Raw genomic sequence first — 15,839 nt, forward strand, 5'->3', positions numbered from 1 at the left:
CGTCAACTCCCCGGAGAGGCAGCCGGCCCCGCTCGCGGGGTTTAAGTCCGCCGTCGGCGACCACCCGCCATGGAGCTGACCCGCGATTGGGTGACCGTCCGAGCGTCGATCCTCCTGACGTTCGCGGTCGCGGTGCTGTCTATCCTCGCCGGCCTCGCCCAGATCGGCGGGCTCGGCGTCGACGGGCCGCTAGCGCCGTACGTCCCCGCGGTCGTCCGCCAGACCGTCGGGTTCACCGGCACGATCACGGGGTTCGCGATGCTCGGAAGCGGCTTCGCGCTGAAGAACGGCTACCGCGTCGGCTGGCACTCCACGGCGGTTTTGCTTCCTTTAACCGCTGTTCAGGGACTGATGCAGGCGTCGGTGCTGTCGTTCCCGCTGGTCGCGCTGTCCGTCCTGTCGGCACCCGCGCTCGCGTTCAACCGGCGACGGTTCGACAGGGACTTCTCCCCGTCGCCGACGCAGCTCGCGGCGGGCGCGGCGCTCGTGACCGCCATCTCGTACGGGACGGTCGGCACGTACGCGCTCCGCGACCAGTTCAACGGGGTCGAGACCATCGTCGACGCGTTCTACTTTACCGTCGTCACCGCCTCCACGGTCGGCTACGGGGACGTGACCCCGGAGGCCGGCGCGGCCGCCGACATCGCCCAGCTGTTCGTGCTCTCCTCGCTCGTGATGAACGTCGCCGCGTTCGCGGTGGCGCTCGGGGTCCTCCTCACACCCGCCATCGAGGCGCAGCTCTCCAAGGCGCTCGGAAAAATGACCGACAAACAGATCGACCTCCTCGACGACCACGTCCTCGTGCTCGGCTACGGGGACCTGACCGAACCGATCCTCGAAGAACTCGACGCCCGCGACGGGGTCGAGTACGCCGTCGTGACTACCGACCAGACCGCCGCCCAGCGGCTCGCAGACCACGACGTCCCAGTGTACACCGCCGACCCCAGCGACGTGGAACCGCTGGAACGGGTCAACCTCGCCGGCGCCCGCGCGGTCGTCGTCGCGACGAACGACGACGCTCGCGACGCGCTCGCGATCCTCACCGCCAGACAGCTCAACTCCGACGTGCGGATCGTCGCGGCGGTGACCCAGCGCGAGAACGTCAACAAGCTCCGACGGGCCGGGGCGGATCAGGTGATCTCACCCACGACGCTCGGCGGCCACATCCTCATCGACTGCGCGTTCGGCGCGGACAGCGAGGACGCGACGACCGACCTCCTCGGGGACGCGATCGACGACGTGGGAGATCTCGACGACGCGGCCGACTGACGACCGCCGCCCGCTGAGACGGCACCTCACCGGCTCCGCCGTCCCTTCGTCTGCCGGTAATCCCGACTCAACACGTTCTCGCGCATGTGTTCCCGGAACGCGTCGGCCTCGGCGTCGGTCATCTCGGCCGGTTCCTTCATCGGCACCAGCTCGAAGCCGCGCCCCCGGATCGTCGTCGCGTGCTCGGCGTCGACGTCGAAGGAGTCCGGCCGTCGGGTGGTGTACGCGACCGCGAGTTCGCGGAGCGGTCGCTCGCCGACCGGAACGATGATCTGGGGGTTGATCATCCGTATCTCCGCGTTGAGGAACGGCTCGCAGGTCTCGACCTCCCGATCGGTGGGCTCGCGCTCGGGGTGGCGACAGCGCGTCAGGTTCGTGAAGAATACGTTCTGCACGTCGGGCTCCGCCGCGTCCGGCGCCGACCGCACGAACCCGAGGTCGGCGAAGATCGACTGCACCCGCTCGCCGGCACCGGTGCCGGTGAAGGGGACGCCGTTGGCCTCGGCGGTCGTGTTCGGGCGCGCGCCGACGACGAGGAACTCGCCGCCCACGTCACCGTAGCCGTGAACGACGCGGTCGCGGGAGCCGCACAGCTCGGGACAGTTCTCGCAGTCCGCGTCCATCCCGAACGGGTTCCGGAGCTCGTTTTGGTTCGCGTCCACGGACACACTGCGTCCCGCGGGCTGGTAAACGCTCCGCTGGCGGGAGCGGTGGGGAACGACCGAACCGTACCGTCAGTTCAGCGCGTAGGTGTCGCCGTCGCAGTCGACCATCCCCTCCTTCCGGAGGGTCTTCAGGATGCTGTACAGCGAGAGCTTCTTCATCCCGAGCGAGTCGCCCATCTCCGAGACGGTGGCGTTGCCGTTCGTCGTCAGGTACAGGTACACGAGCTTCGCGCGGGGAGACTGCAGCTCCGGCGGCAGGGCCGGCGCCGCGGTGCGTGCGGTCTCTGTCTCTAACATCTTGTCCGATCCATTGAATTCGACGATAATAAACCCCCCATTCAACGATCGTCGAAGGCATACAGACGGCCGACAGCGGAGCGAACGCGGACGGGACACGTCAAAACGCGGTCGGCGTCGGTGACCTCATCGCCGCCGCGTCCGGCGGACTCCCGCCGGACTTCGACCGACGACGGATAGGAAACCGTGAACGATCCGGATCGATCGTGGTCGGCTCGCCGTTCAGTACGACCGGCTCTTCGGCTCGTACGTCTTACTCTCGCCTTCGAGGATTGTCGGCTTGTACCACAGCTCGGGCTCGCCGTCGTTCCACGAGATGAGCGTGTGTTTCAGCCAGTCCTCGTCTTTCCGCTCTTGGTGTTCCTTCCGCCAGTGAGCGCCGCGGAACTCCTTGCGCGCGAGCGCGCCCATCGTGAGCGCCTCGGCGATGTCGAGGATGTTCCGGGTCTCCATCGTGTGGATGAGGTCGGTGTTGAACGTTCGGGACGGGTCCGAGACGGCCACGTCCTTGTACGCCTCTCGGGCCTCTCGGAGGTCGCCGAGCGTCTCCTCCAGTCGGCCCTCCTCGCGGAACACGTTGACGTTCGCGGTCATCGTCTCCTGGACCTGCGAGCGGATCTCGGCGTGGTTCCGACCCTTTCGCGAGAGCAGTTCCTCGACGCGGGCCTCGGCCTGCTCGACCTCGGCTTCGAGCACGCCGTCGGGATCGGTCGCTACCGCGCCGCCGTCGGCCGCGGCGGGTCCCTGTCCGCCGGTCTCCCCGACCTCGACCTCGAACTCGTAGTCGGCCGGCTCCCAGTCGCCGTCCTTTCCGGTCGTGACCTCGGCCTCACCCATCTCCTCGCCGGCCGCGTGGCGCCCGGCGCGCTTGCCGAAGACGATGAGCTCCGGCAGGGCGTTGCCGCCGAGGCGGTTCGCGCCGTGAACCGACGCGCAGGCGCACTCGCCGGCGGCGTAGAGGCCGCCGATAACGGTCTCGCCGAACTCGTTCGTCTCGATGCCGCCCATCGCGTAGTGCTGCCCGGGCTTGACCGGCATCGGCTCCGTGAGCCCGTCGGCGCCCTCGAAGTCCTCCGCGAGGTGGAGGATGTTCTCCAGTCGGTCGAGGATGCGCTCCTCGCCGAGGTGGCGCATGTCGAGGTGGACGTACTCGTCCTCGATACCGCGGCCCTCGTTGACCTCGGTCAGCTCGGCGCGGGAGACCACGTCGCGGGAGGCGAGCTCGCCGTCGTTGTTCGCGTAGCCGTGTTCGAACATGAACCGCTCGCCCTTCTCGTTGTAGAGGATGCCGCCCTCGCCGCGGACGCCCTCGGAGATGAGCACGCCCGTCGACGGCAGCGTCGTCGGGTGGAACTGGATGAACTCCATGTCCTCCATCGGGACGCCCGCGCGGTACGCCATCGCGACGCCGTCGCCGGTGTTCGCGACCGCGTTGGTGGTGTGATCGAACACCTGTCCCATCCCGCCGGTCGCGAGGATGACGCCGTTCTCGGCGCTGAAGCCGCTGATCTCGCCGCTCTGGATGTCGTAGGCGACGACGCCGTGGCAGGTCCGGTCGTCCGGGTCCTCCTCGTCGGTGACGGCTAGCTCCATCACGTGCCACTCGTCGTACACCGTGATTCCGCGTTTGACCACCTGCTCGTACATCGTGTGGAGCATCTGGTGGCCGGTCTCCGCGCCGGCGTAGGTGGTCCGGGGGAAGGAGAGCCCGCCGAACGGTCGCTGCGAGACGCGCCCGTCCTCCTCGCGGGAGAAGGGCATCCCCCAGTGTTCGAGCTGGATGACCTCCTCCGGGCTCTCCTGACAGAGGGCCTCGACCGCGGGGGCGTCCCCGAGGTAGTCGGACCCCTTCATCGTGTCGTAGGCGTGGTCCTCCCAGGAGTCGGCGTCGCGCAGCGCCGCGTTGATTCCTCCCTCGGCCGCGCCCGTGTGCGATCGAACCGGATGGAGCTTCGAGACGATGGCCACGTCGGCCCCCGCTTCCTGTGCCGCGATCGCCGCCCGGAGTCCCGCCCCCCCGGCGCCGACAACGATAACGTCGTGTTCGTGCATTGTTGTATGGTATCTCGTTAGATTTGGAGTCCCTTGAGCGTGTCCACCGTGCTCACCAGAACTTCAGGTTGTTTTTGACGGCCTCGCGTTTCAGCTCCTGGATGTGCTCGGTGAGGGGGATGTCCTTCGGGCACACCTCCGTACAGGAGAACTGAGTCTGACACCGCCAGACGCCGTGTTCCTGTTCGATGATCTCCAGCCGCTGCTGTTTGATCTCCTCGCCCTCGCGCTCGTCCATGGCGAACTGGTACGCCTTGTTGATCGCGGCGGGGCCGAGGTACTCGTTGTCGCCGGCGGCGATGTTACACGAGGACATACACGCGCTACACCAGATACACCGGGTCGACATCTTGATCTTCTCGCGGTTCTCCCGCGTCTGGCGCTGCTCCTCTAACTCGCCGTCGGGGTACTCGTTCGTCTGGAAGTACGGTTCGACGGCCTCCATCTGGTCGTAGAAGTGTTCCATGTCGACGACGAGGTCCTTCCGGACCTCGGCGTGCGGGAGCGGTTCGACGCGGATCGGCTGTTCGAGGTCGGCGATCTGGGTCTTACACGCAAGCTTCTGGCCCCCGTTGACGAACATCGCGTCGGAGCCGCAGACGGCCTGCCGACAGGAGTGGCGGAACGTGAGCGAGGAGTCGTACGTGTCCCGCGAGTACATCAGCGCGTCGAGGACGGTCATCCCCTTCGTGAACGGGACGTGGAACGTGTCGAACCGCGGGTCCTGTTTCCCCTCGATCTCCGGGTCGTACCGGAACACCTTCAGCTCGATCGTCTCCTCGTCTACGGCGGCCTTCTCGGCCTCTTCGGCCTGCCGGCGCGCGCGCTCCTCGGCGGCGCGCCGTCGCTTCTCGTCTCGACGCTCGTCGCCCTTCGAGGCGGCGTCCGCCTCGGCGTCGGTGTCGCTCGATTCCTCGGTCTGTGTCGGTGTCTGCGTACTCATAGTTCAGAGCAGTGGGAAGCCGCCCGCCCACGCGTTCGCCGTCCGAATCCCCTGGAACAGCAGCACGACGCTCGCGGCCACGAGCGTCCACTTGACGACCGTGCGTTTGGTGCCGGTCAGCCCCTGATTGATAAGGGCGTTGTACACGCCGTTGACCCCGTGGAACGTCGCGGTCACGAGGAACAGCACCATCAGCGAGTAGTAGCTCAGCTGCTCCATCCGCGCCGAGCTCGCCGCGAGCGAGACCTCGTCGGCGTGGTGGACGAAGTGGAGCAGGAAGAAGTGGAACGCCAGCACGACCAGCAGGAACGCCGCCGTGACGCGCTGAAGCAGCCACATCCGACCGCCGGAGTTGAACGAGGAGTAGCGCTCGGCCATCTCAGAACGCCCCCGCGATGAAGGTCGGAACGGACGCGACGGTGATCGCTCCGGTCAAGATCAGCGACGCGTAGAAGCTCTTGTCCTGTGCTTCCAGCCCGACGCCGAGGTCGACGAGGAGGAGCCGGGTGCCGTTGAGCATGTGGAAGACGGCGACCGCGAGCAGGCCGACTTCCAGGATGCGCACTAAAAGCAGCCCTTCGAGGCTGACGATCGTCGCCGTGAACACGTCCGTCTCCGACCCCTGGAACATCATCGTCGCGCCGTCGGCTGCCGGGATCGCGGTACTCAACACGGCGATGTGGGTGAACAGGTAGCCGATGAGCACCCACCCCGTGAACTTATGGAAGATCCAAGCCCACATCCCCGCCTCGAACTCCCGCCACCGGCTGAAGTCCTCGATGAGGCCTCGATTGTACGACTGACTCATACCTAACGGTTCCGAACCGGGGTCGTATAGTAGTTACTAACGTGGCGGAGTCTTCGGGGACTCGCTCCCCGGAGCCGCCGCCGACGTGTTTGGATTGTGTCGTCTGTTCCGCGCCCCTCGCGATCGTGGTCGATCCGGGGGCGCACGAGCGGTCGATGAGACGTACTTCGAGGGGCAGACGTACTCCGAGGACGAAAGACGTACTCCGAGGACGCGTGCCCCGGGATGCGTGCCTCGAGGAGAATCGACTCCCGATCGCGGGCTCCGTTCGTGACGCCGCTTGTGAGACCCGTTCGCACTCCCGCACCGCTCGCGGAAGCCTTTTATGCGGTCACCCCTATTATGGACGCAATGGCGAAAGGTGAAGTTGACTTCTTCAACGACACTGGCGGCTACGGATTTATCGAGACTGACGACGCGGACGAGGACGTGTTCTTCCACATGGAGGACGTCGGCGGCCCGGACCTCGAAGAGGGTCAGGAAGTCGAGTTCGACATCGAGGAGGCGGAGAAGGGTCCGCGCGCGACGAACGTCACCCGCCTTTGACATCCTCCCCGCGCTAAAGCGCGAGGATTCCTCCGTTGGGGGTTCGGCTACCGACTCACGGAGGCAACTTGCGGGTTCGTGCGCACTTCTTTGGGACTTTCGTGAGGGTATGGTTTCCCCGACCAATCGTGGTCATCCCACTCGAACCGCACGGGCCGTGCCATCGGCCTGACTTCGCAATCGCTGTGTTCTCGAAGGAACGTCTCTGACGCCGTGAGGTCGGCGTGCCCCTCGAATCCACACGAACACGTCAGCGTATCCCCGTGACGAACCGTCTCCTCGTGGTCGCCACACTCAGGACACGTCTGACTCGTCCACGCTTCCGACTCGGCTTCGAGGCTGATACCGTACTCTTCACAGACGCATGCGAGACGGTGGATGAACTTCTTGAACGCCCAGAAGTTGTACATCTTCTCGTTCTATTACGGCCTTCGCTGGCGGATTGAAGACTGGCACAAAGTGCTCAAGAGCGGCTGTGAAATCGAAGAACGGCAGTTGCAATCTTGGGAGCGGATGGAGATCCTGCTGAGTGTGTATTCAGTGATTGCGTGGAAAGTTTTGGAGCTACGAGAGCTTGCTCGTGGTGACAGCTCAATATCCCCGGAAACCCTGTTGAGTGAGGCAGAGCGCACACTTCTGGAAACGGAATTTCCAGAATTGAGTGGTCAAGATGGGAAAGGATACGCAGTAAGCGTGGCTAAGCTCGGCGGTTATCTTGATCGTGGTTCAGATCCACCACCAGGGTGGGAAACGATGTGGAAAGGACTCCAGAAGCTACGCATGTGGGCTGAAGGATACGAACTCGGTGCTGAATGAGCGCTCACGCGACTCATTCAGCGGAACCCATGGGAATCACCACTTCTCTCGAATTCCTCAAGCGGCTTCGTCGAGATCTCTCTGATCTTGGGTAGATATTGACGGAGATCTGACCAATTCATTCTTCTCTCACCTCTCCACATTGAATTTACGCTCTGATAGTGAGTTATGGGTAAGAGACAGGTCTTCAGGCGCAGGTATTCTCCTTGATTCTCTATAAACATGGAGACCGGTCGACCCAGTCCCCTTCCTCGTCACCGTGGAGCTCGCGTTCATGCTCGCGTTCTCCCTCGGGCCGATATACGGGCTCGCGTACGGACTCTCGCTGCGGCCGGCGCTGGCGTTGTCCGGGGCGGCGTTCGCCGGCGCAACAGGGGTCGCCTGCTGCCAGTTAATCCGGGACGCGCCCGCGCTCGACGCTGGCCCCCTCCCGCCGGGTCCGCGCGTCGAGCGACTGTTCTACGGGGCGCTCGGGTTGGGCGTCGTGCTGGTCGCGCTCACGCTCCCGCTGCTTTGACCCGGCGTCGTCCCTCGTCGGCACACCGTCTTCGCGACAATGCGTCACAATCGCACATTAGCGGGGCCGACGCGAAGCGCGCCGGCGGTCCCGGATGCGCCTGCTGACCGCGGACGATCGGTGAATCGGGTGCGCGGGTGACGCGCGCTTGGCGAGCGGCGTCAGGGCTCGCGAAGCGCGACCACCTTGCCCTGTTCGGTCGGGAACTGGTGGTCGATCGCCGGCTCGTCGGCGCGGAACGCCTCCCACTCCGCGTCGGTGACGAGCGCGTCGTCGAGCCGGTCGACGAGCGAAGATTCGTCGATCCCCGTGCCGATGACGACGAACTCGGTCCGGCGGTCGCCGTGCTCGTCGTCCCACTCCAAGTCGGGGCGGTTCGAGCGCAGCATGTCGCGCTCGACCGACGGGAGGCTCGCGATCCACGGCCCGAGCGCCTCGGCGCGGACCGACAGCCCGGCCTGTCCGACCTGCTGGCGCTGGTCGGTGCCGGCGACCCACAGCGTCCCCTTCGAGCGGACCACGTCGTCCGGGAGGTCACGGAGGAGCGCGGCGAGCCGCTCCGAGTGGAAGGGTCGGCGGCGGCGGTAGGTGAAGGAGGTGACGCCGTACACCTCGTCGGGATGGCGGTGAGCGTGCTCGCCACCGTCGTCGTGCTCGCCACCGTCGCCTGAACCGTCTTCGGCCAGCGCCCGCTTCCAGCCCGGCAGGTCTCCGACCTCGCGCTCGTCGAACAGGCCGACGCCGAGGATACGGTCCGGGTCGACGGCGGAGAACTCCGTGACGACCGTCTCCGCGTCGGGCTGGAGCGCGCCCACGAGCTCGACCGCCACGTCGATCTCCGCGTCGGTACAGAGGTCAGCCTTGTTGCACACCACGAGGTTCGACACCTCGATCTGTTCGACGAGGAGGTCCGAGAGGGGGCGGTCGCCGTCGGTATCCTCGCCGGTCGTCCCGCCACCGGTCGCCCCGTCCGCCTCCGGGTCGACGCGCCGATCCGGGGTTCCCTCGCCCGCGAAGTCGTCGAGGAACTGCCGCGTGTCGATCACGGTCACCAGCGCGTCAACCCGGTACCGGGCCGCCGCGCGCGACTCGGTCGTGAACAGCCGCGCGACCGGCGCGGGCTCCGAGATCCCCGAGGACTCGACGACCAGGGCGTCGAAGGAGCGCTCCTTCGCGAGCCGCACCACGGCGCTTTCCAGGTCGTCCTGCAGCTCACAGCAGATGCAGCCGTTCGACAGCTCCGTGACGCCCTCGACGTCGACCTCGGACTCCTCGGCGATCAGCTCGGCGTCGACGTTCACGTCGCCCATGTCGTTGACGAGCACCGCGATGTCGCGGTCGCCGGTGTTCCGCAGGAGGTGGTTCAACAGGGTCGTCTTGCCCGCGCCGAGGCTTCCCGAGAGCACGGTCACCGGGGTCCGGTCGTCCATGGGATCAGTCGGGCGGCGGCTCCCTTCAACTCGGCGGCGGCGCGTTCCCCGAGACGGCGAACACCGTCCGCCCGTCGGAAGCCGATACGTTGATACGTCGCGCCCGCGGACCGCGCACCATGTTCCAGTACGTGTCCGCAGTGGGGATCGTCGCGACGGTCATGACACTGCTCATGGTCGTCGTGATGCTGTATCTCGTCTGGGGCGCGCTCGGCAACAGCGTCCATTCCCCGAGTCCCGACGACGGCGATCAGCCGGAACTCGACGAGGGCGACGACGCAGACGAGACGCAGGGCGAACTCGCCGCCGACGGCAGCTCCGCCTGATCGGCTCGACGGCTGGCAGGGGCGGGGCAGGCGCGACGCCCCGCGGCCCGCGACAGCTTTTACCGCGCCCGCGTGTCACGGTGGATCATGACAGTCGCCGACCGGATCGCCGCCTTTCGGGCCGCCCTCGAAGAGTGGGTCCGCGGGCTGTACCACGGGATGATCACCCATCCGGCCTACGAGAAGATCGAGAAGGAAGCGGAGGACACGGAAGACGAGTTCATGCTCGCGTGTTTCCCCGACGCGTTCGGGATTCCCTCGCCGGTTTCGTACTACACCGCGGAGCTGCTCCCCTACCTCGAAGACGAGTTCGAGGCGTGGGAGCGGCGGCTATGGGATCGTGAGACCCTGATAGAGCGGAAGGGACAGCAGTACCACTTCTGATGGAGCGGTTCGTCTTCTTCGGCGGGAAAGGCGGGGTCGGCAAGACCACCGTCTCCTGCGCGTACGCGTCCCGCTGCGCGAACGACGGCGTGCGGACGCTGGTCGTCTCGACGGACCCCGCCCACTCGGTGTCGGACGTGTTCGACCAGCGGTTCGGCGACGACCCCGCCCCGGTCGACGGGATCGCGGGGCTCGACGCGATGGAGATCGATCCCGAAGACGAGATGCAGCGGCACCTCGGCGAGATCCGCGAGTCGCTCTCCGAGCAGGTGTCGGCGGCGATGGTCTCGGAGATCAACCGCCAGCTGGAGCTGTCCCACGGGACGCCCGGCGCGTACGAGGCCGCGCTGTTCGACGCGTTCGTGAGCGTGATGCGCGAGGAGGGAGAGTCGTACGACCGCATCGTCTTCGACACCGCGCCGACCGGGTCGACGCTCCGACTCTTAGGGCTCCCCGAGTTCCTCGGCGACTGGATCGATCGGCTGCTGTACAAGCGCAAGCAGTCGATCGACCTGTTCGAGAAGGCCGCGATCGGCGACATGGAGCCGCGGCGCCTGATGGACGGCGACCCCGTCCTGGAACGCCTCCAGCGGCGCAAGGAGTTCTTCGAGTTCGCCGGCGAGACCATGCGGAACGAGGCCGCCTTCTTCCTCGTGTTGAATCCTGACCAGCTCTCGATCAACGAGACGGAGCGGGCGATCGAGGGGTTCAGCGAGCGCGACCTGCGCGTCCGCGGGCTCGTCGCGAACAAGCTCACCCCGGAGCCCGACGACGACGAAGAGGGGCGGGGAGCACGCTACCTCCGCGAAAAGGTCGCGACCGAACGCGAGCGGCTCGATCAGGTCCGAGAGACGTTCGATCCGCCGCTGGTCGCCGAGATCGAGTCCCGGACCACGGAGGTCCGCGGCGACGTCCTCGCGGAGGTCGCGGAACGCCTCGATATCGAGGCGGCCGGCGACGAGCCCGGCGGAAACGGCGACCACGTCGACGACGGCGGCCCAGTGCGCGCCGACCGGTGAGATTGCCCGCGCCGACCGGTGAGACTGCCCGCGCCGACCGGTGAGACCGCGACCGCGTGCGGGCCGCGACCGCGCGCGATAACGCCCGAGCGCTGCCGCGGTGTATTTTACCGTCTGGTGGGGGGAATAAACCGCTATCGGGCGGGCGTAATCACGCACCTGCGGGGAGACGCTCCCCGTATGTCACTATTGAAGATAATACTTAAGTAGCATATCGTGAATCGATACCACGAGGCTGGGAACCTATGACAAACGTAATCTGGATCGTCGTTGCCGTGCTCGGCACGTTCACCGTGGGGTATATGGGGTACTCGCGGTACCTCTCGCAGTTCGTCGAACTCGACGACGAGCGGGAAACGCCGGCGCACAAGTACGAGGACGGACAGGAGTACGTACCGTCGAAGAAACCGGTACTACTGGGGCATCACTTCTCGAGCATCGCGGGCGGCGCGCCGATCGTCGGCCCGATCACCGCGGGAGCCATCTGGGGCTGGGTCCCGGCGCTTCTGTGGGTCGCCATCGGGAACCCCCTGATGGGCGCGGTCCACGACTTCATCTCGCTGTCGAGTTCGATCCGACACGAGGGTCGGTCGATCGGGTACATCGTGGGGCAGTACGTCGGCGAACGTGGCAAGAACCTGCTGCTGTGGTTCGCGTTCCTCACGATCATCCTCGTCGTCGCCGTGTTCGCACTGGTCGTCGGGATCGTGTTGAACGCGTTCCCGTCGGCGGCGACCGCGAGCTTCGTGTACATCGCGCTCGCGGTCATGTTCGGCGTCTACCTCTACCAGCTCGACGGCCCGTTCATCCCCGGGACAGTCCTGTTCGTCGCCGGCGTGTTCGCGGGCGTCTGGGTCGGCATCCAGTACCCGTTCGCGTTCTTCGAGCTGGCGGGCGAGGCCTCCCACACCGCGGGCACGTTCGTTCTCTTCGAGGGGAGCACGGGCTCGTGGGTGCCGGGCGCGGGCGCGCTCGGCGGGAACACGGCCGCCTGGGTGCCCGTCATCCTGATATACGCGATCATCGCCAGCGCGCTCCCGGTGTGGACGCTGCTACAGCCGCGCGACTACCTCTCGTCGTTCCTGCTGTACGCGGGCGTCGGCGGGGCGCTGCTGGCGATCATCGTCGGCACGATCCTCGGCAGCGCCTCGCAGCCGCTCGTGATCGACAGCAGCATCCAACCGTTCCAGGGGTTCATGGGGGTCGACAGCCGGGCGCCGTACCCGCTTTTCCCCATGCTGTTCGTCACCATCGCCTGCGGGACGATCAGCGGGTTCCACTCGCTGGTCTCCTCGGGGACGACGGCCAAACAGCTGAACAAGGAGAGCGACGCGCGCCTCATCGGCTACGGCGGCATGCTCGGTGAGGGGCTGCTCGCCGCGACGGCGCTGTCCGCGCTCGCCATCGCCGGGTTCGCGTCCGACGCCGCGGCCGGCGGCATCGGCGGCGCGCTGCCGAACTTCGCGACCGGCGGCGGGATCATCCTCACGAGCCTCAACATTCCCGCCGAGTACGGCGCCCCGTTCATGGCGCTGGTGCTCGTGAGCTTCCTGCTCACCTCCACGGACACGGCCGCGCGGCTCGGCCGATACATGATGGAGGAGATCGTCGGCACCAACGGGGCCGTAAGCGAGACCGGCTTCGGCGGCGGCGTCGGCTCGTTCGCCCGCGGTCGGTACACGAATCCGGTTATCCAGGGGCTGATCGCGTACGCGCTGGTCATCTCCGGCGAGTGGGCGACCCTGTGGGCGCTGTTCGGGAGCGCGAACCAGCTGCTCGCCGCGCTCGCGCTGCTCACCGGAACCGTCTGGCTCGCCAACTGGGACGAGACGAAACAGCTCGTCAGCACGGGCGTGCCGATGGCCATCATGGTCGCCATCACCGTGATCGCCTTAGCGTTCCTGGCGGGGTATCAGTGGTTCTTCGTCAACCTCGTCCAGGGCGGCGTCACCGGTATCGGCGGCCAGATCTCGATGGTCGTCCGCATCGTGCTCGCGGCCGTGCTCGTCTACCTCGCGCTGTCGCTCGTGCGCATCGGCTACGGCAACATCACGAGCGTTCGCGGCGGCGACCGCTCGGCCGTGGAACCGAGCGACGATTGACGCGGGCGACCCGCCCCGCCGCCGCGCCCTCCGCGGTCATTTCTTCGGTGCCGAACCCTCACCGCCAGAACCGCTTCGCGAGCCGCGAGAAGAACCCCTCGTCCGGCGGGTCGACCCGTTCCCACAGACGGAACGCGCCGGCGACGCCCGCTGCCTCGCTCGCGACCAGCTCCTCGTCGTCGGGCGCGACCACGATCAGGTTCACCTCGTAGTGGCCGTAGTAGCCGAACTTCAGGAGGGTGCGGTCGCGGAACCCGTCGACGAAGTCGGCGACCGACTCCGGGATCCGGTCGGCGACGAGCACGACGGTGACGTCGGTGCCGTAGTGCTGTTCGTGGCCCTCGACGCGGTCGTCGGCGACGCCGTGGGCGAACGCCACGAGCCGCTCCAGCTCGCCCACGCTCGGCGTCGAGACGCGCCGGGCGAACAGGAACTCCATCATGTCGTGGTCCGCGTAGCTCAGGGCGGGGTGGAGGAACTGCTTCTGGTTGCGCACCCGCATCTCGGCGGTCATCTCGAAGCGCTCGCCGTCGACGGCGACGTCGCGGTCGAGGTCGTAGCTGTACATCAGCCGGTCGGAGACGCGATCGAGGTACTCGTCGTCGTAGTCGGGGACCGCCTCGCGGATCTCCGGCGGCAGCTCCTCGGGGACGCGACGGTCGTCGCCCTCCGTCGGAGTCGCCGCGTCGGCATACTCGCCGTCGCCCTCCGGCTCGGCGCGCTCACTCATCGGCCGGCTCGTACGCGACCGCGTCGTCGTCGGCCGGCGGCGCGCCGATCGCGAGCACGGTCACGGGGGCGTCGGCGTCCGCGGGGTTGTACGCCCGCTGGGGGCTCTCCGGATCGACGACGAACAGGTCGTCCGCGGACACCTCGTAGGTCTCGGCCGGCGTCTCGACCGCGAGAGTCCCGTCGACCACGTAGAACGCCTCCTGTTGGGTCTCGTGGTAGTGGTACGCCAGCGGGAGCTGCTCGCCCGGCTCCGCGCGGAAGCGGTTGATCGCCGCCGCTTCGAGCCCGCCGGGGCCGGCGAGCTTCCGGCACTCGCAGGGGCGGTCGGGCTCCGGCTCGACCGACTCCGTGTCGACGACGCGATATCCCATGTGAACACGTTCCACGGAACGAGTGAAAAGGCCGTCGGGGTCCGCTCGGAGGAGAAATCCGGTCGCGGCGGAGTCGGGAGTGAGAGGCGGTTTTAACACTGTGGAACGCCTACGCACGACAAGAACACGCATGACCGATCGGGAGGCCCGAACCCAAACGGCCCGGGCGCAGAACGCCCACGACCAGGAGATCCGCACGGAGGCGTGCGGTCGGTGCTCGATGTCGACGGTCGTCGGCGCGGTGAGCGGGGACCGAGATCCGGCTGAGCGCGCCGAGCGGGACCCGTTCGCCGGCGATCGCATCGAGGTCTCGGAGTCGTCGATCCGGCGCGTGTCGCCCGGCGGGTTCCTGAGCGACTTCAAAGCGCACCTCGACGCGATCGGGCGGCGGCTGGCGTACGGGGAGTAGCAGTTCACGTCAGGTCGGAGAGACTTATACGCGTTCGCGTCGTAGCGGGGGGCAAGCGATGGAAGAGAGCATCTCCGGCTTCAAGGTGCGCGGGGATTGGGGCGACGTGGTCGAGCACGGCGAGCGGATCGCCCTGGCGCTCCGGGAGACGGGCGCCGACGGCGACGCGTTCCACGAGTTCGACGACTGGCGCCCGAAGTCCCACGAGCGCATCGACGAGGACGTGTCGGCGAAGACCGCCGAGCAGGCGTCCGTCGGCGAAGGCGAGGGCGAACAGGCCGGGAAATCCCCCGGCGAGGACCTCCAGACGGCCGGCGAGAAGCTCACCGAGTCCTACGAGAAGGTCGAGGAGAACGACACGGAGAGCGCGGTGGAGAGCTGGGGCGAGTCGATCGGCCACGTCGCCCGCGCGGCCGACTCCGCGAGCCGCAAGGCGCTCCGGAAGGTCGAGGACACGGTGTACCGGAAGGTGATGACCCAGATGGCGCCGTACTACTTCGACAACGAGCTCGTCAGCGCCAACGTTCAGGAGGTCGGCCGCGGCGAGGACGGCGAGACGTTCGTCTTCGAGGTGAACGTCAACGACGACGAGCTGAAGGCGGCGGTGAGCGACATCCTCGCCGACTACGAGTCCGACATCGACCGCTGGCACGTCGAGACCGAGAAGCGCACCGACGACGTGGCCGCCGCCGAGGGTGTCGAGCCCCCGCAGGAGGAGGGCGGCCCGGACTCGACGATGACCTGAGACCGTTCAACCGACCGAACGTCGGGGTCGTCGGCGCGAACAGTCGTCGGCGCGAACAGTCGCCGGCGCGAACAGTCGCCGGCACGAACAGTCGCCGACGCGAACCGTCGCCGACGCGAACACGCCGAACTTAACTCGCGGAGCCCCGAACGCACGTCAATGACCGAGGTACTCCGGGTGGCGGCCGGCGAGCTGTCGGTCGACGAGATCATCGACGCCGTCAACGACGGACGGCGGATCGTCGTCGACGTCGAAGTCGCCGGCGGCGACCACGAGGTCGTGCTCCGGTACGACGGGGAGACCTACCACTGCGACACGCCGACGAACCTCCACCGCCACAGCGACGAGTCGGGGATGCGCGGGTGTATCCGCCGGATGGGGTACGCCGCGGGCGACGATTGAGCGGCG

General features: G+C 67.1%; 19 protein-coding genes and 2 pseudogenes. 11 read left to right on the plus strand and 10 right to left on the minus strand.

Annotation, left to right across the window (positions count from 1 at the left end):
* Positions 1-69: 69 nt before the first annotated feature.
* Positions 70-1,269, plus strand: a complete 1,200-nt coding sequence (locus tag ESO89_RS07870) for an NAD-binding protein (protein ID WP_128904989.1) — start codon at positions 70-72, stop codon at positions 1,267-1,269.
* 26 nt (positions 1,270-1,295) lie between these two features.
* Here ESO89_RS07870 and ESO89_RS07875 read toward each other — a convergent pair whose 3' ends face one another.
* From ESO89_RS07875 to sdhC, 6 genes are all read right to left on the minus strand, one after another.
* Positions 1,296-1,931: a uracil-DNA glycosylase gene (locus ESO89_RS07875; RefSeq protein WP_128904990.1), complete on the minus strand. Its 636-nt coding sequence runs from the start codon at positions 1,929-1,931 to the stop codon at positions 1,296-1,298.
* A 72-nt stretch (positions 1,932-2,003) separates the two neighbouring features.
* Positions 2,004-2,231 (minus strand): helix-turn-helix domain-containing protein, encoded by a 228-nt coding sequence (locus ESO89_RS07880; RefSeq protein ID WP_128904991.1) that lies wholly within the window; start codon positions 2,229-2,231, stop codon positions 2,004-2,006.
* A gap of 222 nt (positions 2,232-2,453) precedes the next feature.
* On the minus strand, positions 2,454-4,283 hold the full coding sequence (locus ESO89_RS07885; RefSeq protein WP_128904992.1) for an FAD-binding protein: 1,830 nt from the start codon (positions 4,281-4,283) through the stop codon (positions 2,454-2,456).
* 52 nt (positions 4,284-4,335) lie between these two features.
* A complete protein-coding gene (locus ESO89_RS07890; RefSeq protein WP_128904993.1) occupies positions 4,336-5,226 on the minus strand; it encodes a succinate dehydrogenase/fumarate reductase iron-sulfur subunit in 891 nt (296 codons plus the stop codon).
* A gap of 3 nt (positions 5,227-5,229) precedes the next feature.
* On the minus strand, positions 5,230-5,604 hold the full coding sequence (locus tag ESO89_RS07895; RefSeq protein ID WP_128904994.1) for a succinate dehydrogenase: 375 nt from the start codon (positions 5,602-5,604) through the stop codon (positions 5,230-5,232).
* Between the two features lies 1 nt (position 5,605).
* Positions 5,606-6,034: a succinate dehydrogenase, cytochrome b556 subunit gene (gene sdhC / locus ESO89_RS07900; RefSeq protein WP_128904995.1), complete on the minus strand. Its 429-nt coding sequence runs from the start codon at positions 6,032-6,034 to the stop codon at positions 5,606-5,608.
* 351 nt (positions 6,035-6,385) lie between these two features.
* Between sdhC and ESO89_RS07905 the strand changes: the two genes are divergently transcribed.
* Positions 6,386-6,580, plus strand: coding sequence for a cold-shock protein (locus tag ESO89_RS07905; protein WP_128904996.1), 195 nt, complete (start codon positions 6,386-6,388; stop codon positions 6,578-6,580).
* Positions 6,581-6,627: 47 nt separating this feature from the next.
* Here ESO89_RS07905 and ESO89_RS07910 read toward each other — a convergent pair.
* Positions 6,628-6,999: pseudogene (locus tag ESO89_RS07910) on the minus strand (zinc ribbon domain-containing protein); the annotation flags it as partial.
* A 1-nt stretch (position 7,000) separates the two neighbouring features.
* Between ESO89_RS07910 and ESO89_RS07915 the strand changes: the two are divergent.
* Both ESO89_RS07915 and ESO89_RS07920 read left to right on the plus strand, forming a co-directional pair.
* Positions 7,001-7,396, plus strand: a pseudogene (locus ESO89_RS07915) (IS4 family transposase); the annotation flags it as partial.
* 274 nt (positions 7,397-7,670) lie between these two features.
* The gene (locus tag ESO89_RS07920; protein ID WP_241686165.1) at positions 7,671-7,913 is read left to right on the plus strand and encodes a hypothetical protein; all 243 of its coding nucleotides are present in this window, start codon (positions 7,671-7,673) and stop codon (positions 7,911-7,913) included.
* Positions 7,914-8,074: 161 nt separating this feature from the next.
* On the opposite strand, the gene ESO89_RS07925 is transcribed toward ESO89_RS07920, so the two are convergent.
* The gene (locus tag ESO89_RS07925; RefSeq protein WP_128904997.1) at positions 8,075-9,343 is read right to left on the minus strand and encodes a CobW family GTP-binding protein; all 1,269 of its coding nucleotides are present in this window, start codon (positions 9,341-9,343) and stop codon (positions 8,075-8,077) included.
* Positions 9,344-9,462: 119 nt separating this feature from the next.
* On the opposite strand from ESO89_RS07925, the gene ESO89_RS07930 reads away from it, so the two are divergent.
* The 4 genes from ESO89_RS07930 to ESO89_RS07945 all read left to right on the plus strand — a co-directional run bounded on the left by ESO89_RS07930 (position 9,463) and on the right by ESO89_RS07945 (position 13,174).
* A complete protein-coding gene (locus tag ESO89_RS07930; protein WP_128904998.1) occupies positions 9,463-9,669 on the plus strand; it encodes a hypothetical protein in 207 nt (68 codons plus the stop codon).
* Between the two features lie 87 nt (positions 9,670-9,756).
* Positions 9,757-10,053 carry a hypothetical protein gene (locus ESO89_RS07935; protein WP_128904999.1) on the plus strand — a complete coding sequence of 99 codons (297 nt, stop codon included), beginning with the start codon at positions 9,757-9,759 and terminating at the stop codon, positions 10,051-10,053.
* Positions 10,053-11,072, plus strand: coding sequence for an ArsA family ATPase (locus ESO89_RS07940; protein WP_128905000.1), 1,020 nt, complete (start codon positions 10,053-10,055; stop codon positions 11,070-11,072). The genes ESO89_RS07935 and ESO89_RS07940 overlap by 1 nt, the downstream gene beginning before the upstream one ends.
* Positions 11,073-11,317: 245 nt before the next feature.
* Complete coding sequence (locus ESO89_RS07945) at positions 11,318-13,174, plus strand: carbon starvation CstA family protein (protein WP_128905001.1); 1,857 nt, start codon at positions 11,318-11,320, stop codon at positions 13,172-13,174.
* A 58-nt stretch (positions 13,175-13,232) separates the two neighbouring features.
* Here ESO89_RS07945 and ESO89_RS07950 read toward each other — a convergent pair whose 3' ends face one another.
* Both ESO89_RS07950 and ESO89_RS07955 read right to left on the minus strand, forming a co-directional pair.
* Complete coding sequence (locus ESO89_RS07950; RefSeq protein ID WP_128905002.1) at positions 13,233-13,904, minus strand: hypothetical protein; 672 nt, start codon at positions 13,902-13,904, stop codon at positions 13,233-13,235.
* Entirely contained in the window at positions 13,897-14,277 is a 381-nt protein-coding gene (locus ESO89_RS07955; RefSeq protein ID WP_128905003.1) for a cupin domain-containing protein, read from the minus strand. Before ESO89_RS07955 ends, ESO89_RS07950 begins: the two co-directional genes overlap by 8 nt.
* 130 nt (positions 14,278-14,407) lie before the next feature.
* On the opposite strand from ESO89_RS07955, the gene ESO89_RS07960 reads away from it, so the two are divergent.
* From ESO89_RS07960 to ESO89_RS07970, 3 genes are all read left to right on the plus strand, one after another.
* Positions 14,408-14,686: a hypothetical protein gene (locus ESO89_RS07960; RefSeq protein ID WP_394345375.1), complete on the plus strand. Its 279-nt coding sequence runs from the start codon at positions 14,408-14,410 to the stop codon at positions 14,684-14,686.
* Positions 14,687-14,744: 58 nt separating this feature from the next.
* Positions 14,745-15,431 carry a DUF5828 family protein gene (locus ESO89_RS07965; protein WP_128905004.1) on the plus strand — a complete coding sequence of 229 codons (687 nt, stop codon included), beginning with the start codon at positions 14,745-14,747 and terminating at the stop codon, positions 15,429-15,431.
* Between the two features lie 159 nt (positions 15,432-15,590).
* Complete coding sequence (locus ESO89_RS07970; protein ID WP_128905005.1) at positions 15,591-15,833, plus strand: hypothetical protein; 243 nt, start codon at positions 15,591-15,593, stop codon at positions 15,831-15,833.
* Positions 15,834-15,839: the final 6 nt, after the last annotated feature.

This window comes from Halorubrum amylolyticum (assembly GCF_004114995.1).
In the GTDB taxonomy this organism is placed as follows: Archaea; Halobacteriota; Halobacteria; order Halobacteriales; family Haloferacaceae; genus Halorubrum; species Halorubrum amylolyticum.